Here is a 525-nt window from a genome sequence, read left to right as displayed (position 1 = left end):
CGTAATGACTACGCCGTGTTGTCGGTTCCGGCTTTGGGGGAGTGGACGCCGACGTTGTCGGTGAGCGTGGTGATTCCGGCCCATGGGGGTGCGGACAAGCTCGCCTTGGTGTTGGCCTCGCTCGCGGCGCAGAGCTACCCCTCGCATCTGATGGAGGTGGTCGTGGTGGACGATGGCGGTCCGGAGCCGCTGAAGCTTGCCGGGGTGCGTCCTGAGAACACGCGGATCGTTCCTGCGGCGGAAGGGGGGTGGGGGTCGGCGCACGCGGTCAACACCGGGGTCGCGGTCTCTTCCGGGCAGGTCGTGCTCCGGCTCGACGCGGACATGCTCGTCTACCGCGAGCACGTGGAGTCGCAGATGCGGTGGCATCATCAGGTCGATTACGCGGTGGTGACGGGGCACAAGTTGTTCGTCGACTTCGATCCCGCGGCGATGAGTCCTGAGCACGTGCGTGAGGAGGTCGCGGCCGGGCGCGCAGAGGGGCTCTTCGACAAGGAGAGCGCCGACCCGCACTGGGTCGAACGG

The 525-nt window shown here is 67.4% G+C and carries 1 protein-coding gene; it reads left to right on the top strand.

What is annotated here, in order from left to right; translation table 11 throughout:
* Window positions 1–525 (top strand): glycosyltransferase (locus D472_RS26460; RefSeq protein WP_033304663.1); only part of this gene is annotated, 525 nt, incomplete at both ends.

The organism is Nocardiopsis alkaliphila YIM 80379 (assembly GCF_000341005.1).
GTDB lineage: Bacteria > Actinomycetota > Actinomycetes > Streptosporangiales > Streptosporangiaceae > Nocardiopsis > Nocardiopsis alkaliphila.
Note: the sequence above shows the minus strand (reverse complement) of the source record. Positions and strands in the feature narration are given on the sequence as shown.